Origin of the sequence: Bacillus sp. CCNWLW194 (assembly GCF_037120585.1) — a bacterium.
GTDB lineage: Bacteria > Bacillota > Bacilli > Bacillales > Bacillaceae_G > Bacillus_A > Bacillus_A basilensis.
This window is the reverse complement of the sequence record NZ_JBBBBL010000001.1, coordinates 1-15,418: the sequence shown is the minus strand read 5'-3', so window position 1 is coordinate 15,418 and position 15,418 is coordinate 1. Positions and strand designations below refer to the sequence as shown.

Here is a 15,418-nt window from a genome sequence, read left to right as displayed (position 1 = left end):
CCTTTTATTTTTAGTACTTTATACTTTTTATTAAAATGTCTCATATGTAACAAACTCACTAATCGGCTTTCGATATCCTCGTGGGCGAGTTTTAGTAGTATCACTTTTTCCTATCGTAATCATTAAAACAGGCACTATATGCTCCGGCATATTTAATTCACTTTGTACTGCTCTTTCATCAAAACCGATCATTGGACACGTATCATAGCCATAATATTTAGCTGCGTACATAAACGTCATCGCACTTAACGAAGCATTTCTAATCGCTTCCTCTGCCATGAAGCGTTCTCCTTTTCCTTCATATAACCCTTTCGTTTGCCTAATTGTATCTTCATACTCACATTCATCAATCATCTTTAAAACCTTCATACCGAAATAAATATTTTCAACATTTTGGTATGCTCTCTTATCACCACAAACAAGTATTACTGCAGATGCACTCGATACTTTATATTGCCTAAAAGCTAACTCTTTTAATCTTTCTTTGCGCTCTTGATCACGAATTACAACATAATGCGTATGTTGCAAATTGTAACAAGATGGAGAAAGCTTTGTTAGCTCAAATATTTTTTTAAAATCCTCATCAGGGATTTCTATTCCTTGTACAAATTTCATTGTGGAACGTCTAGCAATTGCCAATTCTTCAAAGTTCACCATATACCCTCCTTAATAACTATAAATTCAAATATACATTAATTTATACAAATTGATAAAGCAAATGAAAACACTTTAAATTATGGATAATAATGATGATTTACAAAAAAAAGACAAAAAGCTGAAACAATTAGTTCATACGAAATTCACATGAATCTATTACTATAGGAATTGTACATAGTGAACTTATTAACAATCACGTTTATTCATATAGAATCTTACTCGAAAGGAGCTGAAATTATGAAAACTAAATATCGTTTTATGATCTCATCATTTGCTGCTTGCGCTTATATGATTTGGTATTTAGTATAATAACAACCTCACTTGTAAATAGGAAAAGGTGTGTATATAAATGGAATATAATCAATCAACAGTTAACTACTGGAAAGCTTTTGTACTACCATATACATTTGCTTTAGAAGAGTTAAAAACTAAATTTGAAATTATGAACCGGGAAGCCCAATTTTTAGAGGATTACAACCCGTTTGAACATATAAAAACAAGATTAAAACAACCTGAAAGTATTATTAAAAAGCTTGAACGTAAAAATTTATTACCGACAGTTGAAAATGCCCAAACGCATTTACAAGACATCATCGGCATTCGTATTACATGTTGCTTCGTAGAAGATATTTATCATTTAAAAGAAGTCATTCAAAAGCGTGAAGATATGGAAATCATAGAGGTAAAAGATTATATTGCTAATCCAAAGGGAAACGGCTATAAAAGTTTACACATGATTATTAAATATCCTTTATCACTAAATTCTGGTACAAAAGAAGTCTTTGCAGAAATCCAGTTACGTACGCTTGCAATGGACTTCTGGGCAAGTTTAGAACATAAACTTTATTATAAATATGAAGGGAAAATACCTGAGTATTTAAAAGATGAACTACATGATGCAGCAATGAAGGCTGAAGATCTTGATAATAAAATGGCGACCATTCGCCAAGATATTGATGATATCGAAGCATGCTCAAATCAAATTATGTTACCACTATAAAAAAAGGTTCTCGCCAATGAGAACCTTTTTTATTTCGCTATTTACAGGCAGGAAGGCTCCTTGATTAAAGTTTCACTTTATTTCTTCCCTATCGTGCGAACTTCTTCAATTTTCCAGCCATCCTCTTCTTTTCCAAGTGCATACTGTACTTTCTTCTGAAGAGTGACCTCCCCGTCTAGTTCCTTTTCCTTTGTTTCAACAACAACATACCCTGCTTTACTAACTTTCATGTCTATATGTTCCAATTCAATTTTCTTATTTCCCTTTTGAAAAGCTGCTTCTTTTTGCGTTTTTAAGTCTTCAGCACTAGGCATCTTCTTTGAAAATAACTCCATATGTTCAGCAAGATTTTTTTCATTTGTCGTCCGTACAAACTCCTCCATAACATCTTGAATCGATTTCTCTTCTTCTTTCGTTATTTGTACCTTTTTCTCAGCTTTTGTAGTAGTGGATTTTTGTTCTATCTGATTCTCTTTAGATTGACATCCAACTAGCAATAATACACCTATTAGAAGGGATCCTATCCCTCTGAAAAAAACCCTCATCTTCCCATCTCCTAAAAAGAAAAGTGAGGCATTTCGCCTCACTTCCATTTATAATTAGCGTCTTCCTTTATTCGGATCCCCACCGCCAACAATATCAAAGACACGTTTAGCGATATTTGTATTTTCTTGAACGCCAGAGAACAAGTATTTACCGGGGCCAAATGCATATACGTTTACATCTTCCCCTGTATGTCCACCTGTTGTCCATCCTGTAACCGAACGCTTATTGAAAATATCTTCAATCGCATTATCAATCTTTGTAACATCTTTTGAAGGAGCAATATCGTTTACCGCTTTAATTTCTTCTGGTGTTAATTGTAAATCAATATATTTTTTCAATGTTTCTTCTACATTTGCACCTTTTGCAATCTCATTTGCCATGAAGTCTGGTGTGCGTTTTGCAGCTTTAATTGGATCTACTTTAAAGTTATACTCACCATTCGCACCTAAAGATAATCCGCCAGTAGCGTGGTCTGCCGTTGCAACGACTAACGTATTTTTATCTTTTTTCGCAAACTCAATCGCTGCTTTAAATGCTTTTTCAAAGTCTTCCATTTCACTCATTGCACCAACGATATCATTATCGTGTCCAGCCCAGTCGATTTGACTTCCTTCAACCATTAAGAAGAAACCATTTTTATTTTTGTTCAAACGCTCAATTGCTGCATTTGTCATTTCTTCTAATGAAGGTGTTTTATCGGTACGGTCAATCATTTTATCTAAACCGCCCGGCGCAAATAAACCAAGAATTTGATCATTTTTATCATTTAACAATTGATTACGATCTGTTACATAGCTATAACCAGATTTCTTAAATTCTTCTGTAAGATTGCGATCTTTTCTAACAAAGTTATTTACACCACCGCCAAGCATAACATCTACCTTATGCTTCCCTTTAACTTTTTCATCAAAATAATCATTTGCAATTGCGTCCATATTTTTACGGCTAATGTCATGCGCACCGAAAGCCGCTGGGGTTGCATGTGTAATTTCAGAAGTTGCAACTAATCCTGTTGATTTCCCTTTTTCTTTCGCTTGTTCAAGAACAGTTTTCACTTCTGCTTTATCATTATCAACCGCGATTGCTGCATTATATGTTTTAATCCCTGCTGACATAGCTGTTGCTGCCGATGCAGAGTCTGTAATATTTTCATGTTCATCTTCTGGATATGTTTTTTGTGTTCCTACAAGATGCTTATCAAATTCTGTAGATTCCATCTCAAAAGTTTTTGAATTATCTTTCATATAACGGTGAGCCGTCATATATGAAGGGCCCATACCATCCCCAATTAATACAATAACATTTTTAATCTTTGCATTGCTTCCGCTCTCATCTGCATTTACTTCACTAGAACGTGTAAAATTCCATGTTGCCACCGAAGTAACTGCTAACGACGCCACAACTGCAAATGGCCATGCTTTTTTCACAAACTTTTTCACTGTATTGTCCCCCTAATTAGGTTATTCATTTCCCACTATCAAATTTAACGGAAGACTATTAAGAGAAAATTAGTTATATGTAAATTTTTTGTTAACTTATGTAAATATCAGTTATAATTTGTATAACTTTGTCTGTTCATACCAACCATCTTCCCCTTTACAATCAAAATATAAACAAGTTGGATTTCATTTAACGTAAATCTCTTATTTAACATTTTCAATCTACTTTTATGAAAATTAATAGAAATGTGGTGAATATTTATGAAAATAATAAAACTAGATGAAACTTTTATTTTTGATTTACTCGACCTTTGCAAAGCTATTGGATGGTTACAAGATAAAGTATTTATGAAAAAACAATTCGAAATGTATCTTTCGCTCGGCACACTTATCGGTTATATGCATGAAAATAAACTGATTGCAGCTGGAGGAGTATTTCCTTTTAAAAATAGTTTTTCTACTATTGGCATGTTAATTGTCCATCCTAATTTTCAAGGCCAAGGCATCGGACGTATTTTGTTTAATTACTGCTTAGAACACACTCCCCCAAAACAATTAATTGCACTTATTGCAACAAAAGCCGGCGAGCCTCTTTATACATCATGCGGATTTCAAACAGTAACGAAGATTCATCGTTTTGAAAAACAAACTACTAAGACACATATCACTCATACACAACAAGTAAAAGAAAAAGACTTTATATCGCTTATTTCTCTCGATCAAATTACAACTGGTGCCGATCGTTCTTTACTTTACTCATTACTATTACCAAGAACCAGCCACTCTTTTAAAATTGAGAGACATAACTGTATAGAAGCTTTTTCCTTATGTATACAAAAAGGTAATATATTATGTATCAATCCACTTATCGCCAAACGAGAAGAAGATGCTATTCAATTACTACAAAACATATGTGAATGTTGGAATGGCACAGTAAGGATTGATGTCCCACATTCACAGTTTTCATTTCGCAAATTTCTTCAAACAGAAAATTTCCAGGAAACGCTCCTTTCACCTCTTATGATAAAAAATGGTAGCCAACTTCCTGGAAATCGTAATATGCTATTTGCTATGATAGATACAGCGTTATGTTAGAAAGGGGACACCTAATTGAAGCGATTTAGCTATTTTATGGTAGGTTGTCTTACTCTTACACTATTAGTAGGATGTAGTGCAGCAGAAAAGCCAGTAGAACAAGTAAAACAAGTTAAAAATACACTTACAGCAAAACTAGCTACCGAGGAAAAAATGGTAGAAATAGATGGTCAAACCATTTACTTCAAAAAGATTGGTAATGAAAAACCACCTTTACTTATGATCCATGGATTTGGAGGATCCTCAGATGGTTTTCAAAAGATTTACTCAGACTTAGCAAAAGATCATACAATTATTTCTGTAGATGCTTTAGGATTTGGACGCTCATCTAAGCCGATGGATTTTTATTATTCTTTCCCCACTCATGCAAATTTGTATTATAAATTAATGAAAAAACTAGGTTACGATTCGTTTGCAATACTGGGGCATTCAATGGGCGGAGAAATTTCTCTTAATTTAACATATTTATATCCTGAAGCCGTTACCCACCTTATTTTAACTGATGCTACAGGCGGTCCTCATACATTCGTTAATAAACAAGGTTCACCGAAACCTCAGTTGTCGACTGATTTAAATACCGTTTCTGCTATTGCAGATTATGATGAGAGCAAAGTGAAATTTAAACGTAATGATGAAGAGCATTACAATAAAATGAAATTATGGCCTAGACGTCTTCAAATCAATGCAAATGAAATGAAACAACCAACCTTAATTATATGGGGAAGAAATGATAGTAGCGTTTCTTGGAAGGAAGGAGAAACATATCATCAATTCTTAAAAAATAGTACTTTCCATGTTATTGAAAAAGGTTATCATGCACCGTTTCGCCAAGAACCACAGGAATTTGTAGGGTATGTAAAAGATTTCTTTAAAAACAATCCGATACAATTTGAAAAATAACATAAGCGGGTATCTCATTTTGAGATACCCGCTTTCATATATTAAGCAGCTTGCTTTTGGCGTTTTTGAGTTTTTGATCCTAAAACTTTTGGGATAACAAAGCCGTCAAGTCCAAGTTTTCCAGCATTCATACCAGAAACAAGAACGAACATAGATAAGATAACCATTTCAGGGTTCACACCAATTGACCCACTAAACATATAGGAAAAGTTCATTAAAAGACCGAAAAAGACCGCTGTTTTTGTTAAACAGCCCACAATTAAACCAATTCCGACTAAAATTTCTCCCCACGTTACAAGTGTATTAAATAGATCAACGTTTGGAATTGCGAAATCTTGTAAAAATGATGCCCACCAAGATTGAACAGCCGGTTGTGCTCCTTTAGATTTTTCAATTGCACCTTGTAAATAACCCGTTGCATCGAATCCTTTTCCTTGTAGTTTACCAATTCCAGCCATTAACCATGTGTAACCAAGATACACTCGGATTACTGCTAGCACAAAAGAAACTGCTTTGTTTTCTCTTAAAAATTGAATAACCATATCTTCCTCCTAAAGTTGTAATTAAGTTAGTTACAGGTAATATAATAACATTAGTTACTTATTTTACAAACGTTAATTATGAATAATTTGTGACATGTGTATGAAACATTAAAAACTAACGTTTATATAGTAACTTTTATTATCTGTAAAAACTTGAACATATCATACCATAAGTGATAATGGTTTTCATTGAAGAAAATGTAAAAAAAATGTGAGTTAAATGTGAAACGCATTTATTCGAATATAGAATAAACGTGTTTCATACTACTTATAGAATCGAAATGTACGTGTCTCCTCATCAATTAACCTCGCTTCTTGAAATGCTTCTTCTAACGTTTTTTTATGGTTAATAACCCCGTAAAATAAGCGTATTGTAAACATAAGTGCTGCATTCCCATCTATATAATCTATCGATCCAATATACGATTTTTCTCCACTACGTAAAAAAGATTCTGCTAGTTTTCGCTCCCCTAACGTACACCCACTATTTACAATATGTGTATTATGCAATTTTGCATATTTATAAATTTCTACTGCACCAAAGTATCCCCTCGGTTCATCTTGTTCATATATATCTTCACCTAACTCTTCCATGACAAACTCTCCTTCATCACCATGAAAGCAAAAAACAACATAATTAATATCATTATATAAACCCTTTCCAGAAAGAATATCGATGAACTCTTTCGGTCTACCAATCCAGTATGTTATAATTTTCGCCCCAAAATATTCAAGTGATGCTCGGATTGATTGCGCCTCTAAATCAGAATTAAAGCCAACTACTAGTGCAACCTTCAACATACACCCTCCATCCTATAATTAGATTTCATCAATTAAACTTTTAAGGGATACATTCATTTCATATATACCCGTTTCTTGCAAAAAATCAGATCTAGTTAAAACGACATTCTGTAAATATTGCCTATATGCTGTAATTGTCCCGTCGTGAGATACAATGCAAATTCTTTCAGCACCTAGCTCATAACACCAAAGAAGAAATTCATCTACTATTTGCTGAAAACGATTCTCTGAAATAGTATTTATACCTTCCGTCCATAACTGCTTATTTGTACTTTTCGCAATCGAGAAATGTGGAAATAAATTTGTTATTATTCCCTGATCTACTATGTGATCACATGGTAATGTTTTCGCTCCTTCTCGATAAGGAAAAATACGTGGGGATATATATGGGTGGACGAGTTTTTGACAAGCTACTTTCGCACTCCATATTGTCGCCGTTTGCAAAGTTCTAAGTGTAGGACTAACAATTAATATATCCGTCTCTTGCAATGGCACATTGCATTGAAGTGATTTAGCCTGATTCCTTCCCTCATCCGTTAATGGTGGATGAAGCACTTGTAAACTTGACGGCAAATCTTTTGTATGTTCTCCTTCACCGTGCCGCACAAAGATGAGTTTCATACTCATCCTCCTCTCGCTAAGTAATCCTCTTACATATTTCTTCCCTATTCCATCCTTTATTCCTGCTATGTGAAAAACCGATATGTAAAAAGTATTTTACATAACAAAATTGGAAAACATTACAATTGTATATGTAAAACACTTTTTACAACAGGGAGGGAAATTCTAAATATGAAATGGATAACCATCTTAATCGGAATGATTATATGGGGATATATAAACGGATTTTTTAGCAGTGATAAAACTGCTAATCCTTGGATTACAGATGATGAACGTGAAACAAAAATTAAGCAGAAGGCAATTATTGCAAGCTGGTCCGGTGTTTTTATGTTTTGTACCATTAACCTCTTAAACAAATGGTTAGGTGTAGGAACGAGCGATACATCACCTTACTTACCAACTTCTGTCGCAACTATTTTAAAAGAAAATGTAGAGTTACAAATTTTATTTATGCTATTTATTACGTACGGTATATTTTACGTATACTATCGAAGAAAACTCAGTGCTTAACTTTTTTATCTCATGATTATCCTCCTAAATGGTTATAGTAATTAGGACGAAATGAAAGGAGCGATAGAAAAATGAGTAACTCGAATGACTTTTTAGATACACTGCATGAAAAACAAGCAAAAGATGAACAAAATAGAAAACGTCAGGGGAACGGAAACCCAGCGAAAAAAAAGCCAAATAAAACACATAAATAACAATAAAAAAACCTGCCTAAAATTATCTTTTAGGCAGGTTTTTTATTCTTCTTTCACCGAGATGACATTTTCCCAATTCCATTTCTCATAATACCACGCTGGTACATCTATATTTTCAATCCACTTTTCCTGTTTCCCATCTTTATGAGCAAGCCATACATCCGCTTTCTTACGGTCTGAACGTATCCAAATTAATTGATTACTCTTCTTCATGAAAATCGGGTGATAATCCCCTTTCTTGTTAGTTTCCTTTGTGATTTGATGCTGTGCATTGCTTGTACTATCGACCTCATATAAAGATGGTAGTGGCCTTTTTTCTGGTGGAGTTTCTATCCCTGCCTCTTTTGCTCGTGAAACGATAATTACTCTATCGTTCTTCCATGCAAAATCCCAATCAACATATCCTTTCGGCGTAAATATGTTCTGCTGAAGTGCTGGCAATTCCTTTACTTTTAAATTTTTATTTTCTAATGCAACTCTTCCGCTCCCTTCAATATAAGCTAATATATTTTTTGATGGTGCCCATTGAAACCATTGTGCATTTAATAACATTTGATCTACTTTTTCAAACCGACTGCCATCTGCACGAACTAAGCAAAGCGTATTACTATCAGCTGACCATGAAGCTGTCGGTACTGCTAAAAATGAAATCCACTTTTGATCTGGTGACCATTTAAAGCCACTTGCAACTAGTGCTAGGAAATCATCATGTTCATTTGGCAATGCATACAAATGCTTCATTTTGTGAGGATTCATATGTGCATCTTTTTGCACTTCATATAGCTGAGCCCCTGTCCATCCTGTTGGAAGTAAGTGTGCTTCAGAAGATACAAGAAAGTTCTTTCCATCGGGGTACCATGCATAATCACCTACACCAGCCGATACATTTTCAAAATCTGCATTCTTTTTTTCTACATCAAATGTATTTAATGTACCTGTAAATATAAATGCAATTATATTTTCTGTTGGTGACCATTGATAATTCGATGCTTCTGAGTGAAACGGCGTAACTTTCTTTCCGTCTTTCAGCCGATATAACTCAAGAATACTTTGTTTCTTTCCTTTTACATATGCTAGCCACTCCCCATCATATGACCACTTCGGCCCTGTTATGTTCTCTCCTTTTGTAAGTTGTTTTTCTTTCCCATCAACTTTAATCCAAAGGTTATGATGACGAATAAAAGCAATTTTCCCCCCGCTATTTTCTGCTTTAGTAATAGTAATTGAACTTAAAAATATGAATAATACTGTTATGACACTTGCTAAAACCTTTTTCATAACACTCCTCCATTTCCCCCATAGCATTCCTCACACCCCACCTACAATATGTGAAAAATCCCCTATTCGACATAATTCATAGAGGATTGGTATGAATTATGTCGAAAGTATAGTTTAGCCAACATTCGTTTATATGTTTTATAACGAAAATGCAAGATAACTTTTCGGAATATTCGAACTTTTTATTAGGGGGAGTTTCAATGAAAAAAACTACATCTACACTATTAAGTATGGCGCTCGTCTTTTCAAGTTTTGGAGCTTTAAGCGCCCATGCTGAGTCACTGCAAAAGGAGAAGCAATTTAGTCCACAACTAAAAACAACGATTGAACAGTGGGGAGAAAATAAAATTGCTCAACATGTTGAAACAAAAACAACAAAAGAAATATCTGTCATTGTAGAATTGCAACATGCGCCTCTTGCTGCGCAAAGTAACATTCAGCATGCTCCAGATTTACAAAATAATAATGCGCAGTCTTATCATGCCGAGCTTAAAAAGGCACAAGAAGATACGACTAAGAAAATAAAAGAAAAAGCACCTGGTGCAAAAATTAAAGAAGTTTATAATACGTTATTTTCTGGTTTCTCTATTTCAGTTCCTGGAGATCAAATTACTGCTCTTGCTTCTTTACCTGAAGTAAAGGCGGTCTATCCGAACTTAACATATAAATTGCATGAAACATCAAAAAGTACTGCTAACGAAGAAGTACCAAATATTGGCGGACCGACAATTGGTGCGCCTGAAGCATGGAATTTAAAAGACCCATCTGGCAAACCGCTTGATGGAAAAGGTATGAAAGTAGCCATTATCGACTCTGGCGTAGACTATACACACCCTGACTTAAAGGCAAATTATATCGGTGGATATGACACTGTCGATGAAGATAACGATCCAATGGATGGTAACGTACATGGTACTCATGTCGCTGGAATTATTGCTGGGAATGGAAAAATTAAAGGCGTTGCTCCAAATGCTTCTACTCTAGCCTATCGTGTTATGAATGACGGTGGAACTGGTACAACAGATGATATTATTCAAGGTATTGAACGAGCAATTCAAGATGGTGCTGATGTGTTAAATCTATCCCTTGGACAAGATTTAAATGTACCTGATCAACCTGTAACATTAACGTTAGAACGTGCAGCAAAACTTGGGGTTACTGCAGTCGTTTCGAATGGAAATGACGGACCAAAACCTTGGTCTGTTGATGCACCAGAAAATGCAAGCAGCGTTATATCAGTTGGAGCATCTACTGTTTCTATCCCGTTTCCAACATTCCAAGTAGCTGGTTCCAGCAAAACATATCAAGGGCTACCGTTATCAAAATCAGATTTCCCAATAGGAAATGATTCTCCGCTTGTATATGTTGGCTATGGTAGTCCAAGCGATTATGCAAAACAAGATGTGAAAGGAAAATTTGCACTTGTTTTACAAGGTACTTCTAGTACGTTAGTAAAAGCTGAACAAGCGAAGCAAGCTGGTGCAATTAGTGTACTATTAATTTCTACAGAAAAAGAAATCAATATTATGCCTGAATACTTTGCACGTGAAAACCTAGCCCTTCCAGTTATGCAATTATCAAATGTAGATGGTGAAGAGTTGAAAAACTTAATTACAAAGCGCAAGAAAAATATAAAAATTGGACAACCCGTTCCGACTGAATTAATTAGCAACTTCAGTTCCAGAGGTCCGTCACAAGGAAGTTGGCTTATAAAACCAGATATCGTTGCTCCTGGCGTACAAATTACTAGTACAGTGCCACGAAGCGGCTATGAATCTCATAACGGAACAAGTATGGCTGCTCCGCAAGTAGCTGGAGCGGTTTCCCTCTTGCGTCAAATGCATCCTGATTGGACCACGGAACAATTAAAAGCATCTCTTGTCAATACAGCAAAAACTTTAAAAGATGTAAATGAAAATACGTATCCTGTTATGACGCAAGGATCTGGCTTAATTAACATTCCAAAAGCTGTTCAAACAAATGTATTAGTAAAGCCTAACAATGTCAGCTTCGGTCTTATAAAGCCAAATAGCGGAAAAGTAAAACTGACGCAAAATATTACGTTACAAAATCTTTCTAATAAAAAGAAAACCTTTTCAACTCGTGTAGAATTACTGGATGCAAACACAAAAACAAAAATAAAAACTTCTGTTCCTTCATCGATTAGCGTACAACCAAATAGTAATACGGAAAAGCCATTTACTATCACTGTCGATAGCTCACTACCACAAGGTGTGTATACTGGGAATGTATATGTAAAAGAGCAGGGAGCGAAAGAAGAAATTAGAATTCCATTTACATTTAGTATCGACCCTAAAGATTACAAACGTATTGATGGTCTCGAAATTTTGAATTCTACTTTTAGTCCAAACGGGGACAACATATTAGATGATAATCTCATCAACTACTATTTAGTTGCTCCAGTGGAAGATGTAACGTTACACGCTAACTTAGTTACAAAAGAACGTGTAACGTACCAAGGCATGATTTATCAAGGAAAAAATGAAACAGCAGGTTATAAACCTTTCAAATGGAATGGTACAAAAATAGATGGATCACCACTAGCGAATGGTTTATATCAAATTGAAGCTGTTGCCTCTAACTCAGGGGGCGAAACGAAACAAACAGGGGCTGTATTTATTGACCGAACTGCACCAAAATTGACACATGAAGTTGATCAAGAAAATCTTGTAATTAGAGGAAAAGTTGACGATATTCTACTAGATTGGATGACAGAATCTGGTTGGGTAGCACCTGGAATTCCAGTGAGACTACAGTATGAAATAAACGGAAATGGTATATGGGAACAGGCATTCCTGAACCCTTGGGAGAAAAGCTATGACATTTATTTCGATCGTACTCAATTACAAGAAGGTAAAAATACAGTTCATCTTGTTGCAACCGATGCAGCTGGAAATACATCTAATTTAAATGCTGATTTAGATGTGAAATAAAAAATTATTGTTGACAATTTTTCAAATATAGTTTTATAATACAAAACATAGTTTAGTTGAATGAATTATATATTGGCTTTGAAGGAATACTAGTAGCGACTTATATCCCTGTCTCAGAGAACTGATGGTTGGTGCGAATCAGTACATATACAAGCGTGAATTACAATTCTGGAGCTTCTTTCCCGTAATGCTTTTTATGCATGAAGAGAAAGACGGATCTTTCCGTTATCGTAAAGTGAGTGGTAAACAATTACTTGTTTACAAATAGGGTGGTACCGCGATTTTTATCGTCCCTATCGGATTTTCCGATAGGGACTTTTTTGCGTCTGTCCTTTTACATAATTTCATATATACGCGTTGAAAGAATCGCAGTAGTATCTTATATCCCTGTTACAGAGAGCTAATGGTCGGTGAAAATTGGCACATATATAAGTACGAATTACAATTCTGGAGCTTCTTTTTCGTAGTGCTTTTACGCATGAAGGAAAAGACGGAGTTTTTCCGTTATCATTAATTGAGATGTAAGTATATTTTCACTTACAAATAGGGTGGTACCGCGATTCTTTCGCCCCTATCGGATTTTCCGATAGGGGCTTTTTCTATTTCTCACAGAAACAAATGTTAAATAATTCCGAATCTTATGATAAAATTTTATAAGCGCTTACAAATTTGAAAGGGGGTGGTACAAGCTATACGAAACCGATATTTAATTTTACAGAAAAAAAGGAGGATGTCTAAATGACAAAGAAAACAGAAATTCCATCGCATTTAAAACCATTCGTATCCACACAACATTATGATCAATACACGCCGGTGAATCACGCTGTGTGGCGTTACATTATGAGACAAAATCATAGCTTTTTAAAAGATGTTGCTCATCCAGCCTATGTGAACGGACTACAATCATCTGGTATTAATATAGATGCAATTCCTAAAGTAGAAGAAATGAATGAGTGTTTGGCACCAAGCGGCTGGGGTGCTGTAACGATTGACGGGCTTATTCCTGGAGTAGCATTCTTTGATTTTCAAGGCCACGGATTATTACCAATTGCAACAGATATTCGTAAAGTAGAAAATATCGAGTATACACCGGCTCCTGATATCGTTCATGAAGCTGCAGGCCACGCACCAATTTTACTTGATCCTACATATGCAAAGTATGTAAAACGCTTTGGACAAATTGGAGCAAAAGCTTTCTCTACAAAAGAAGAACATGATGCGTTTGAAGCAGTTCGTACATTAACAATCGTAAAAGAAAGCCCGACTTCTACACATGAAGAAGTTGCAGCTGCTGAAAATGCGGTACTTGAAAAACAAAAATTAGTTTCTGGCTTATCAGAAGCTGAACAAATTTCACGCCTTTTCTGGTGGACAGTGGAATATGGATTAATTGGAGATATAGGCGATCCAAAAATATATGGTGCTGGCCTCCTTTCTTCTGTTGGCGAAAGTAAACATTGCTTAACAGACGCTGTAGAAAAGGTTCCATTCTCTATCGAAGCATGTACAAGTACAACTTATGACGTAACAAAAATGCAACCACAACTATTTGTTTGTGAATCATTTGAAGAATTAACAGAAGCACTTGAGAAATTTGCTGAAACAATGGCCTTTAAAACAGGTGGTAAAAAAGGCTTAGAAAAAGCAATTCGCTCTGAAAACCATGCCACTGCTGAGCTAAATAGCGGATTACAAATTACAGGTACATTCACAGAGACAATTGAAAACGATGCAGGTGAATTGATTTATATGCGAACAAATTCGCCAACAGCATTAGCAATTCACAATAAACAACTAGCGAATCATTCTACGGCTGTACACAGTGACGGCTTTGGAACACCAATTGGATTACTCACTGAAAATATTGCATTAGAAAATTGTACAGATGAGCAATTACAATCATTAGGAATTACAATTGGAAATACAGCAGCATTTACTTTTGCAAGTGGTATCCATGTAAAAGGAACGGTAACAGCTATTGAAAAAAACGATAAAAAGATTGCTCTTATATCCTTTATCGATTGTACAGTTACTTATAAAGACAGTTTATTATTTGATGCTTCATGGGGTGCTTTTGATATGGCTGTTGGTTCAAAAGTCACTTCTGTATTCCCAGGAGCTGCAGATGCGGCATCGTTTTTCCCAGTTGATGAAGGAATAGAAGAAACTCCAGTACCTCTTACATTAACTGAGCTCGATCGTATGTATCAAACAGTTCGAGCTATTCGAAATGAAGGTATTTTACACGACGCGCATGTCGAGCAATTAGTAGCAATTCAAGAAGTATTAAATAAAATTTATGGTAAAGAATGGCTACTTCGTCTTGAAATATTAGAATTACTTTTAGAGCATAACAAAGGGCACGAAACATCAGCAGCACTATTACAACAACTGTCTACTTTCACAACCGACGAAGCTGTAACACGTCTTATTAACAATGGTCTTGCGCTACTGCAGGTAAAGGATGTGAAAAATGATGCTACGATTAACTGAAGAAGAAATTCAAGAGGAATTATTGAATGTAGATAAATGGATGGTAAAAGATGAAAAATGGATTGAACGAAAATATATGTTTTCCGACTACTTAAAAGGAGTCGAATTTGTCTCTGAAGCCGCCAAACTATCAGAAGAACATAATCACCATCCATTTATCCTTATCCAGTATAAAGCAGTTATTATTACTTTGTCATCTTGGAATGCAAAAGGTTTAACGAAACTAGATTTTGAGCTTGCGAAGCAATTTGATGAACTATTTTTACAAAACGAAAAAGCAATTATAAGAAAATAAAAAAGAGAAGCCTTTTTGGAGTGACCCCTGTCAAGTAGACAGTATTTAAAAAGCGCAACTAAGCAACCTGAGTTCTATATTTATATGGACTCA

Annotated in this window: 15 protein-coding genes and 2 other annotated features; of the genes, 8 read left to right on the top strand and 7 right to left on the bottom strand. The window is 35.2% G+C overall.

Features of this window, described 5'->3' with window-relative positions; all coding sequences use genetic code 11:
* Positions 1–30: 30 nt before the first annotated feature.
* The gene (locus V7S50_RS00075; RefSeq protein WP_242252283.1) at positions 31–657 is read right to left on the bottom strand and encodes a nitroreductase family protein; all 627 of its coding nucleotides are present in this window, start codon (positions 655–657) and stop codon (positions 31–33) included.
* A gap of 349 nt (positions 658–1,006) precedes the next feature.
* Here V7S50_RS00075 and V7S50_RS00070 point away from each other — a divergent pair, with 349 nt between their 5' ends.
* The gene (locus V7S50_RS00070) at positions 1,007–1,657 is read left to right on the top strand and encodes a GTP pyrophosphokinase (protein WP_000456215.1); all 651 of its coding nucleotides are present in this window, start codon (positions 1,007–1,009) and stop codon (positions 1,655–1,657) included.
* A gap of 77 nt (positions 1,658–1,734) precedes the next feature.
* Here V7S50_RS00070 and V7S50_RS00065 read toward each other — a convergent pair whose 3' ends face one another.
* Both V7S50_RS00065 and V7S50_RS00060 read right to left on the bottom strand, forming a co-directional pair.
* Positions 1,735–2,202, bottom strand: a complete 468-nt coding sequence (locus tag V7S50_RS00065; RefSeq protein ID WP_242252285.1) for a hypothetical protein — start codon at positions 2,200–2,202, stop codon at positions 1,735–1,737.
* Between the two features lie 54 nt (positions 2,203–2,256).
* A complete protein-coding gene (locus V7S50_RS00060) occupies positions 2,257–3,642 on the bottom strand; it encodes an alkaline phosphatase (protein WP_063222900.1) in 1,386 nt (461 codons plus the stop codon).
* A gap of 261 nt (positions 3,643–3,903) precedes the next feature.
* On the opposite strand from V7S50_RS00060, the gene V7S50_RS00055 reads away from it, so the two are divergent.
* Entirely contained in the window at positions 3,904–4,737 is an 834-nt protein-coding gene (locus V7S50_RS00055; protein WP_242252286.1) for a GNAT family N-acetyltransferase, read from the top strand.
* Positions 4,738–4,752: 15 nt separating this feature from the next.
* The gene (locus tag V7S50_RS00050; RefSeq protein WP_063222898.1) at positions 4,753–5,637 is read left to right on the top strand and encodes an alpha/beta fold hydrolase; all 885 of its coding nucleotides are present in this window, start codon (positions 4,753–4,755) and stop codon (positions 5,635–5,637) included.
* Positions 5,638–5,678: 41 nt separating this feature from the next.
* Here V7S50_RS00050 and V7S50_RS00045 read toward each other — a convergent pair whose 3' ends face one another.
* The 3 genes from V7S50_RS00045 to V7S50_RS00035 all read right to left on the bottom strand — a co-directional run bounded on the left by V7S50_RS00045 (position 5,679) and on the right by V7S50_RS00035 (position 7,601).
* On the bottom strand, positions 5,679–6,179 hold the full coding sequence (locus V7S50_RS00045) for a DoxX family protein (RefSeq protein WP_242252288.1): 501 nt from the start codon (positions 6,177–6,179) through the stop codon (positions 5,679–5,681).
* 264 nt (positions 6,180–6,443) lie between these two features.
* Positions 6,444–6,980: a delta-aminolevulinic acid dehydratase gene (locus V7S50_RS00040; RefSeq protein ID WP_242252289.1), complete on the bottom strand. Its 537-nt coding sequence runs from the start codon at positions 6,978–6,980 to the stop codon at positions 6,444–6,446.
* Positions 6,981–6,998: 18 nt separating this feature from the next.
* The gene (locus V7S50_RS00035; RefSeq protein ID WP_242252290.1) at positions 6,999–7,601 is read right to left on the bottom strand and encodes a histidine phosphatase family protein; all 603 of its coding nucleotides are present in this window, start codon (positions 7,599–7,601) and stop codon (positions 6,999–7,001) included.
* A gap of 171 nt (positions 7,602–7,772) precedes the next feature.
* Between V7S50_RS00035 and V7S50_RS00030 the strand changes: the two genes are divergently transcribed.
* On the top strand, positions 7,773–8,111 hold the full coding sequence (locus V7S50_RS00030; protein ID WP_063222894.1) for a hypothetical protein: 339 nt from the start codon (positions 7,773–7,775) through the stop codon (positions 8,109–8,111).
* A gap of 71 nt (positions 8,112–8,182) precedes the next feature.
* Positions 8,183–8,305, top strand: coding sequence for a DUF4023 domain-containing protein (locus V7S50_RS00025; protein WP_000071861.1), 123 nt, complete (start codon positions 8,183–8,185; stop codon positions 8,303–8,305).
* A gap of 42 nt (positions 8,306–8,347) precedes the next feature.
* Here V7S50_RS00025 and V7S50_RS00020 read toward each other — a convergent pair whose 3' ends face one another.
* Positions 8,348–9,583: a TolB family protein gene (locus V7S50_RS00020; RefSeq protein ID WP_242252291.1), complete on the bottom strand. Its 1,236-nt coding sequence runs from the start codon at positions 9,581–9,583 to the stop codon at positions 8,348–8,350.
* A 200-nt stretch (positions 9,584–9,783) separates the two neighbouring features.
* Here V7S50_RS00020 and V7S50_RS00015 point away from each other — a divergent pair, with 200 nt between their 5' ends.
* The 3 genes from V7S50_RS00015 to V7S50_RS00005 all read left to right on the top strand — a co-directional run bounded on the left by V7S50_RS00015 (position 9,784) and on the right by V7S50_RS00005 (position 15,325).
* Positions 9,784–12,537: a S8 family serine peptidase gene (locus V7S50_RS00015; RefSeq protein WP_242252292.1), complete on the top strand. Its 2,754-nt coding sequence runs from the start codon at positions 9,784–9,786 to the stop codon at positions 12,535–12,537.
* A 69-nt stretch (positions 12,538–12,606) separates the two neighbouring features.
* Positions 12,607–12,835, top strand: a binding site (T-box leader).
* Positions 12,836–12,885: 50 nt separating this feature from the next.
* Positions 12,886–13,113: a binding site (T-box leader), on the top strand.
* 162 nt (positions 13,114–13,275) lie between these two features.
* Positions 13,276–15,030, top strand: a complete 1,755-nt coding sequence (locus V7S50_RS00010; protein ID WP_242252293.1) for an aromatic amino acid hydroxylase — start codon at positions 13,276–13,278, stop codon at positions 15,028–15,030.
* The gene (locus V7S50_RS00005; RefSeq protein WP_242252294.1) at positions 15,011–15,325 is read left to right on the top strand and encodes a 4a-hydroxytetrahydrobiopterin dehydratase; all 315 of its coding nucleotides are present in this window, start codon (positions 15,011–15,013) and stop codon (positions 15,323–15,325) included. The genes V7S50_RS00010 and V7S50_RS00005 overlap by 20 nt, the downstream gene beginning before the upstream one ends.
* The last annotated feature ends 93 nt before the right edge of the window (positions 15,326–15,418 follow it).

Bases quoted from the DNA above. Each gene is read 5' to 3' on its own strand.
- V7S50_RS00035 (WP_242252290.1), bottom strand. From the start codon at position 7,601: ATGAAACTCATCTTTGTGCGGCACGGTGAAGGAGAACATACAAAAGAT.
- V7S50_RS00025 (WP_000071861.1), top strand. From the start codon at position 8,183: ATGAGTAACTCGAATGACTTTTTAGATACACTGCATGAAAAACAAGCA.
- V7S50_RS00055 (WP_242252286.1), top strand. From the start codon at position 3,904: ATGAAAATAATAAAACTAGATGAAACTTTTATTTTTGATTTACTCGAC.
- V7S50_RS00030 (WP_063222894.1), top strand. From the start codon at position 7,773: ATGAAATGGATAACCATCTTAATCGGAATGATTATATGGGGATATATA.
- V7S50_RS00005 (WP_242252294.1), top strand. From the start codon at position 15,011: ATGATGCTACGATTAACTGAAGAAGAAATTCAAGAGGAATTATTGAAT.
- V7S50_RS00020 (WP_242252291.1), bottom strand. From the start codon at position 9,583: ATGAAAAAGGTTTTAGCAAGTGTCATAACAGTATTATTCATATTTTTA.
- V7S50_RS00070 (WP_000456215.1), top strand. From the start codon at position 1,007: ATGGAATATAATCAATCAACAGTTAACTACTGGAAAGCTTTTGTACTA.
- V7S50_RS00075 (WP_242252283.1), bottom strand. From the start codon at position 657: ATGGTGAACTTTGAAGAATTGGCAATTGCTAGACGTTCCACAATGAAA.
- V7S50_RS00045 (WP_242252288.1), bottom strand. From the start codon at position 6,179: ATGGTTATTCAATTTTTAAGAGAAAACAAAGCAGTTTCTTTTGTGCTA.
- V7S50_RS00065 (WP_242252285.1), bottom strand. From the start codon at position 2,202: ATGAGGGTTTTTTTCAGAGGGATAGGATCCCTTCTAATAGGTGTATTA.
- V7S50_RS00040 (WP_242252289.1), bottom strand. From the start codon at position 6,980: ATGTTGAAGGTTGCACTAGTAGTTGGCTTTAATTCTGATTTAGAGGCG.
- V7S50_RS00015 (WP_242252292.1), top strand. From the start codon at position 9,784: ATGAAAAAAACTACATCTACACTATTAAGTATGGCGCTCGTCTTTTCA.
- V7S50_RS00010 (WP_242252293.1), top strand. From the start codon at position 13,276: ATGACAAAGAAAACAGAAATTCCATCGCATTTAAAACCATTCGTATCC.